We start from the raw sequence: 7,423 nt of genomic DNA, 5'->3' as shown, positions 1-7,423 counted from the left end.
GGCCAAGGAAGGCCTGCTCGTCTATGCGGGCCCGCTGGATGGCCAGAACGGCCTGCGCGGCCTCTTCATCTTCGCCACCAAGGACCCCGAGGTCGCCCGCAAGGCCGTCGACACCGATCCCGTCATCATCAACGGCGAGATGGTGGCCGATGTGCACCGCCACTTCGGTTCGGCGGCGCTGATGGCGGTCAACGAGTGGCATACGAAGCTGATCAAGCCCAAGCCTTGACCACACCCCTTGAGCAGGTGGGAACGCGGTCATGTCGCTCCGTTACGCTTGCGTTCTGAGGGAGAAGAACAGAATGCGACGAGTTGCAGCAGTGCTGGCATGGGCGCTAGCCGTGGGTATGAGCGGTTGCGGTGGTGGCGGCGGTGCTCCCACGGAGCCCGCTCCCACCCCGCAGTTGCGGCTCAGCGCGGCCACGGACGATGCCAGCCGCGCGCCCGGCGGGGTTGTTCACCTGCACCGCGTTGAACTGCGCAACACCGGCAATGCCAGCGCACGCGCGGTGGTCGTGTCCGTCAGTCCCGATGCCCAGGCCCTGCAGCTGCCGCTGAGCTGCGAGACCGCCGGCTGCACGCCACGCAACGATGGTGGCGTCGACATCGCCGAGATTCCCGCCGGCGCCACCGTGGTGCTTCGCCAGCAGCTGCGCGTCAAGCCCGCCTACCGTGGCGCGGTGCGCAATGTCTGGCAGGCTGGCGCCACGGGCGCCAGCACGATCTGGCGGCAGGAACTCACCGCCTATGTGGTCGATCTGGCTGTCACTGTCGACGTGCCGGCCGGTGCCGCGACAAGCCCGCCCTCGACGAGCACCTACGAGGTGACCTTGTCCAACCTGGGGCCGGACGATGCCGCCGACGTGAGCTGGAATCTCCTCACGCTGCCCGGGCAGACGTGGCGCATTGCGGGCTGCACGGCGAACACAGGCTCCAACTGCCCAACCGCGTTGGGCGAAGCGATGACGCTTGCGCGCCTGCCCGCCGGCGGCATGCTGAAGCTGCAGGTGCAGGTAGACGAGCCGGACACCTATAGAGAAGGCCTGGGCAGCCGGGCCGACGCGGCGGGCGATGCCAATCCGGCCAACAACGAAGCGGTGAACGGCCAGTCCGCGGCTTACCAGCYCTTCATGAGCGATCTGGAGGGCCRTCACTACCGACTGACCCTCGGCGTGTTAGACACGCTACGTGCCATGGCCGCGGGAGTCGACTACCGCGCGCCGTTCCACATCAACGTCACGGGAACAGGATTTCTTGGTGCCTACGTCAGCACGAACGCGCCGTGGAGCCGCGGCATCGTGAACATGGTGGGAGGACCGTTCGTTGTGCTCGGGTTGGACATCGGCGGCGTGCGCAAGCCCTACCTGGCGCCGCGCCGCCTGGTCACCCAGCTCAGCGAGCTGGAGGGTTTCAGCTTCAACGTGCTGGGCTCGCGCTCGGATGCCAGCGGCAAGCCGCAGGACGCCTATGTCGGCTCGGCCCTGTTCAAGGACGGTGGGCTGCAGCTGTGCCTGCCCGACGCGCCCACGCCCTTCGAGCAATGTCCGGCCGCGAGGCTGACCCGCTTCGAAGCCGCGCTCGTCGGCAGCGAGATCGAACTCGTGTCACGGGACAGGGTGGTGCGGCTGCGCGCGGCCGCCAGCCCCGACGGCCCCGTGCTGGTCTCGTCGTCCCGCGATGCCGCGACAGGTGCCAGCGAGTTCTGGATGGCCCTGCCTGCCAAGGCGCTCCATGCCTTCACCAGCTACGACGACGAGTTGCACGAGACCACGTTCGAAAGCGCCAGTGGCCAGTCCACGGCCAGCAACGGCTTCGTCAGATCCAGCAGCGACAACTTGCCCTACATCGACCTGCCGCTCGGGATGCCGCCCACGAGCGCCCTGCAGTACTTACAACAAACGGGCACGTTGGGCCTGTGCGGCCTGTCGGCTCAGTTGTCAGGCAGCGCGCAACCGGGCGTGTTCCAGGGTGTGCTGCGTGGGGACTGGCTGCCGGGAGCGTTCAGCAATGGCCAGTTCGTGAAGGAGCGCCTGTGCTTTGCAGGCACCGTTCATCACGTGCAGACGATGAACATGGCCGTCTTCCTCGGCGCTCGTGGTGGCGACCTGATGGGCCGCTGGATGTTCGTCAGCAACTGATCGCGGCAGGCTACGAAAGAGCCGCTACGCCTGCGGCCCGGAACAAAAGGGAGTTCTCGACATGATCCTGGGCATAGACCTCGGCACCACGCACAGCGCGGCCGCCGTTTTTCGCGACGGCGCGCCGGTGCTGATCCCCAATGCCCACGGGGACTACCTGACGCCATCGGCCGTCAGCCTGGACGAGCAGGGCCACACTCTCGTCGGCCTGGCTGCCCGCGAGCGCGCCGGCCTGCACGCCCAGTCCACCGCGCTGGCCTTCAAGCGCTGGATGGGCAGCGACAAGCCAATCGCCTTGCGCACCGGCCGGCACGAGAAGTCGCTGCGCGCCGAAGAGCTGTCGGCGTTGGTGCTGCAGTCGCTGAAGGCCGACGCCGAGGCCTTCCTGGGCGAGCCCATCACCGAGGCCGTCATCACGGTGCCGGCCTACTTCAACGAAGCCCAGCGCCGCGCCACCCGCACGGCAGGCGAGATCGCCGGGCTGAGGGTCGAGCGCCTGCTCAACGAGCCCACCGCGGCCGGCCTGGCCTATGGCCTGCAACAGCGGCCCGAGCACAGCAGCTTCCTGATCTTCGACCTCGGCGGCGGCACCTTCGACGTGTCGGTGCTGGAGTATTTCGACGGCGTTGTCGAGGTGCGCGCAAGCGCCGGCGACACGCGCCTGGGCGGCGAGGATTTCAGCCGCGTCATCGCACAGCTGTTTGCCAAGCAGTGCGAGGGATTCGGCACCGAGGAGCGCCAGGCCTGGTTCGAGAGCGAGACCTGGTGGCGCCTGGCCGAGCAGGCCAAGCGCGATCTCGGCGAGCGCGACAGTGCCGAGGTCAACACCGTCTGGCGCGAGTGCCCGCTGGGCACGACGCTGAGCCGCGCCGACTTCGAGGCCGCGTCTCAAGAGCTGCTGCAACGCCTGCGCCGCCCCATCGAACGCGCCCTGGCCGATGCCCAGCTCGACCCGAGCGGTCTGGCCGAGGTCATCCTCGTCGGTGGCGCGGCGCGCATGCCCATGGTGCGCCAGCTGGTCACGCGGCTGTTCCAGCGCCTGCCGCTGCGCAACCTCGATCCCGATCTCGCCATCGCCATGGGTGCGGCCGTGCAGGCCGGCCTGAAGGCGCGCGATGCGGCCCTGGACGACGTCGTGCTGACCGATGTGATGCCTTATTCCCTGGGCATCGTCGCGGCGAGCGCGATCGGCGGCCGCATGGTCAAAGACCGTTTCTCACCCATCATCGAACGCAACACACCGGTGCCGGTGTCACGCGTGGAGAGGTATCACACGGTGAGTGACGGCCAGCGTCGAATACTCGTGGACGTGCGCCAGGGCGAGTCACCTGTGGGCTCCGAGAACCTGCACTTGGGCAAGCTGGAGATCGCCGTCGAGCCGGCGCCCGCTGGCCATGCCGGCATCGAGGTGCGATTCACCTACGACGCCAACGGCCTGCTCGAAGTCGAGGCTCGCGAGACACCCGGCGGCCAGCAGCACGAACTCATCATTGAAAGCCAGGGCGGGCGCCTCTCGCCCGCTGAGATCGTCGCGACGCGCGAACGGCTGCAAACCCTGAAGCGCCACCCGCGCGACGAGCAGGACAACCGCTACCTGATCGAACGCGCCAAGCGCCTGTTCGAGGACCGGTTGGGCAACGACCGCCTGATGTTGCAGGACTGGCTGATCCAGTTCGAAGCCGCACTGCAGGCCCAGGACTCACGCCAGATCCGCCAGGCGCGCAAGCAGTTCAAGGAGGCACTGGACAGCATTGACACCTCCTTCCGCTTCTGACGGCCATGCGGGATCAGGACTGGGCGCTGCTGGGTATCGCGCCGACAACCGAGTTGAGCGCGATCAAGAAGGCGTATGCGCTGAAGCTGAAGAGCACGCGGCCAGACGATGACACCGAGGCCTACCAGGCGCTCCGCGGGGCTTATGAGCGCGCGCAACAGTCTCTGAAGCTGCAGGGAAGCCAGCAGCCCGAAACTGACGAACTCGCTGAACCAGCAGGCCACGAACCTCTTTCAGCGGATGTCGCGGCCCGCGTCGCCGTGGACGACGAGCTGCCGCCGCCGCCCGATTCCGTCGAGTACACGGTCCAGCGCCTGCACACGCTGTGGCAGCAGCACGGCTCGCCCTGGCTGGTCGCCGAATGGCCGGCGCTGCGCATCACGCTGGAGGCCCAGCCGCTGGCGTCGCAGTCCGAGTGGTCGGCGCATTTCGCGCGCTGGGTCGTGCACCAGGCGAACTTGCCAAACGCCTTCGTCGAAGCTCTGAACGCCTACTTTGGCTGGCAGCAAGACTTCCGCGCCGGGCGCGATATGGGCAAGAGGCTCGCCGAGGCGCTGAGACAGTCGCTGAGTGATCGCCAGTCACGACAGCGGGCGCTAGACATCCAGCAGGCCGTACGCGATCGTCACCCGCCCCCTGAGCCACCCAAGCCGCCAGAACCGCCCAGCGAGGCGTTGAAGGCCCGCGTCAGGCCGTTGCTTGAACTCGACGAACTGCGCTTTAGCGGCACGCTGGCACGACGGCTCGCGCTGGCACTGCGCCCCATGCTGGCAAGAGTGCTGTACGGCACCGATCCAAAAGCACTGGAGCAATGCGGCGTCAACCCGCTGATGCGAGAGTCACTGGATCGGCTGCTGGCGGGGGCCCGACTGCTCCGGGCTGGGCTGCTCGGCGGTCTGGTGTGGATCTTTTTCCTGCTGATGTCGGACGACATGGGCATGACGGCGGCCAACATGATGATTTGGTGCACGGGATGTTTCACCTGGCTCGGCATCAGCCACGTCCTTGGAGCGCTGATGCATGGCCTGCCCCCCGAGCGCCCGGACGAGGCTGTGCCCATGACGTCACTGCAGCGTTGGCGGCTGCATGAGCGGCAGCCGGCCGTTGGCCTGGGGTGTGTCGCCGTCGCCGGGGTGCTGGCTGTATTCAGCCACAGCTGGGATCTGACGGCCGCCACGCTCCCCGTACCCGACTACGCGATCGCAACGCTGCAAATGATGCGGGGCGCCGCGCCCTGGTTGCTGCTGTGCTTGGGTGCGATGTTGGCTTGGCCACTGAACCCGATCTACAGCCCGACCTGCATCGGCCTGCTGGTGCCGGTGAGCGCGCTGCTATTCCACTGGGCCTCAACGGATGCCCCAAGGGCCGCCGTGATCGCCACCGCCATGCTGTACGTGCTGGTCGGCACCGCGCGCTTCGAGGACAGGCTCCGCGGCAACTTTCTCTTGGATGCCGCCTGCCGCCCGATCACGAGCACACTGACCTTGGCTCAGCGCTGGGGCTGGCCCTTCGCCATGCTGCCCAGCCTTTTGACCCTGGCCTATCTGCTGTCTTCGAGGCCACACCCACCAGTGACTTACCTCGTGCTGGCCTGGGTGCTGTTGACGCTGGCCCTGCACCAGCTGCAGCACCGCGCCGAAACCTGGGCGCTCGCCCGGCTCAACCGCGCTTGAGCACCTTGGCCACCGGATTCGGCCGCAGCCGGAATGCATCCGGCATGCCCGAGCCCAGCAGCGGACGCAGGTAGAGGCGGAAGGCGTCGGTCACGTCGGTGCCGCTCTCGGTGATGAACTCGTCTTCCATCGTGCGCGTCTTGCCGGCCACGGCGGTGAGGGGCAACAGTTCGTAGTCCACCGCGTAGTAGCCGACGCGCTTGATGGCGACCGAACCGTCGCGGTCGCCGTGGAAGGCGTACTGCACGGCCTTCTCGCCGACCTCGCGGGCCTCGCGTTGGTCCACGTCGGACACGCAGCCCAGGAAGCTGCGCTGCAGATAGCCGAAGGTGTCGCCGCGCACGCGCTTGATGCCGAGCTTGGTCTTGATCTCCTCGCAGAGCAGGTCGGCCAGCGCGCCGGTGCCGCTGAGCTGCACATTGCCGTGGGCGTCGCGCTCCAGGTCACCGGCCAGCTTGGACAGCATCGGCGTGCCGCTGGCGTCGTGGATGCCCTCGCTGACGGCGATGACGCAGCGGCCGAAGCGCTCGTAGGTGGCCTTCACGTCGCGCAGGAACTGCTCGTTGTCGAAGTGGCGCTCGGGCAGGTAGATGAGGTGGGGGCCGTCGTCCTCGAACTTCTTGCCCAGGGCCGCCGCGGCGGTCAGGAAGCCGGCATGGCGGCCCATGACGACGCCGACGTAGACGCCCGGCAGGGCCGCGTTGTCGAGGTTGGCACCGGCAAAGGCCTGGGCGACGAAGCGCGCGGCGGACGCATAGCCCGGCGTATGGTCGTTGCCCACCAGGTCGTTGTCGATGGTCTTGGGGATGTGGATGCAGCGCAGCGGGTAGCCCGCCGCCTGCGCCTCTTCCGAGACGATGCGCACGGTGTCCGATGAGTCGTTGCCGCCGATGTAGAAGAAGTGCGTGATGCCATGCGCCTGCAGCACCGTGAAGATCTCGCGGCAATAGGCGGCATCGGGCTTGTCGCGCGTGGAGCCCAGCGCCGAGGCCGGCGTGTTGGCCACCAGCTCGAGGTTGTGGCTGGTCTCCTGGGTCAGGTCGACGAAGTCCTCGTTGACGATGCCCCGCACGCCATGGCGGGCGCCGTAGACCTTGCCCACACCGGCCTGACGCCGCGCTTCGAGCACGACACCGACAAGGCTCTGGTTGATGACCGCGGTGGGGCCGCCACCTTGGGCGACGAGGATCTTGGCGAGACTCATGAACGCTCCTGGCTGTCGTCAATCGACGGCGCGGAGTTTAGGGGTCTCTGAGGTATTCCGGGCCGAGCGCTGGGCCGCTCCCGAGCCGGCCCGCCTGGCGATGTGCTTGCGGCTCAATGCCGCAAGCGTCGCCGTCCCCTCGGGGGCTGAGACCGGCCACATGGCGCCCAGTGGGCGGCATGTGTCTGTCGAAGAGCTGCGGCGCAAGACGCGGCGCGGTCTGCAAGAACGACTGGGCCTGCCGCGTTCAGCAGGCAAGACCAGGCGAGGGGCCTACCGGCCCATCCAGGTTTCAAGTTGGTCCGCGGGCATGGGTCTGGCGAACAGCCAGCCTTGACCCTCATGGCAGCCCAGGCCGATCAGGTACTGGCGCTGCTCCTCGGTCTCGATGCCCTCGGCGATGACAGTCAGGCCCAGGCCGCGGCCGAGGTTGATGACCATCTGGGCGATCGTCGAGCCGGCGGACGAGGCCTGCGCCTCCTGCACGAAGGCGCGGTCGATCTTGAGACGGTCCACCTGCAGCTGGCGCAGCTGGCTCAGCGACGAGAAGCCTGTGCCGAAGTCGTCGATGGCGACGCTGAAGCCCAGGCGCTTGATGTCGGCCAGCACGCGCAGCACGAGGTCGGCGTCTTCC

6 protein-coding genes are annotated in these 7,423 nt (G+C 67.7%); 4 read left to right on the top strand and 2 right to left on the bottom strand.

The window, feature by feature from the left end; all coding sequences use genetic code 11:
* The 4 genes from AC1DU6_RS14660 to AC1DU6_RS14645 all read left to right on the top strand — a co-directional run.
* Window positions 1-229, top strand: a 229-nt coding sequence (locus tag AC1DU6_RS14660; protein WP_477857941.1) for a YciI family protein, incomplete at its 5' end; no start/stop codon positions are given.
* Window positions 230-302: 73 nt separating this feature from the next.
* Window positions 303-2,138 carry a COG1361 family protein gene (locus AC1DU6_RS14655; protein ID WP_477857939.1) on the top strand — a complete coding sequence of 612 codons (1,836 nt, stop codon included), beginning with the start codon at window positions 303-305 and terminating at the stop codon, window positions 2,136-2,138.
* 61 nt (window positions 2,139-2,199) lie between these two features.
* Window positions 2,200-3,912: an Hsp70 family protein gene (locus AC1DU6_RS14650; protein WP_477857937.1), complete on the top strand. Its 1,713-nt coding sequence runs from the start codon at window positions 2,200-2,202 to the stop codon at window positions 3,910-3,912.
* A gap of 5 nt (window positions 3,913-3,917) precedes the next feature.
* Window positions 3,918-5,585, top strand: coding sequence for a hypothetical protein (locus tag AC1DU6_RS14645; RefSeq protein ID WP_477857936.1), 1,668 nt, complete (start codon window positions 3,918-3,920; stop codon window positions 5,583-5,585).
* On the opposite strand, the gene AC1DU6_RS14640 is transcribed toward AC1DU6_RS14645, so the two are convergent.
* Both AC1DU6_RS14640 and AC1DU6_RS14635 read right to left on the bottom strand, forming a co-directional pair.
* Window positions 5,572-6,789, bottom strand: a complete 1,218-nt coding sequence (locus tag AC1DU6_RS14640; RefSeq protein WP_457325190.1) for a 6-phosphofructokinase — start codon at window positions 6,787-6,789, stop codon at window positions 5,572-5,574. The genes AC1DU6_RS14645 and AC1DU6_RS14640 overlap by 14 nt on opposite strands.
* Before the next feature lie 273 nt (window positions 6,790-7,062).
* The coding region (locus AC1DU6_RS14635) for an EAL domain-containing protein (RefSeq protein WP_477857934.1) at window positions 7,063-7,423 on the bottom strand (361 nt) is incomplete at its 5' end.

The organism is Roseateles sp. P5_B10 (assembly GCF_056400485.1).
The sequence above is the reverse complement of the archived record's forward strand: the minus strand, read 5'-3'. Positions and strand labels throughout refer to the sequence as shown.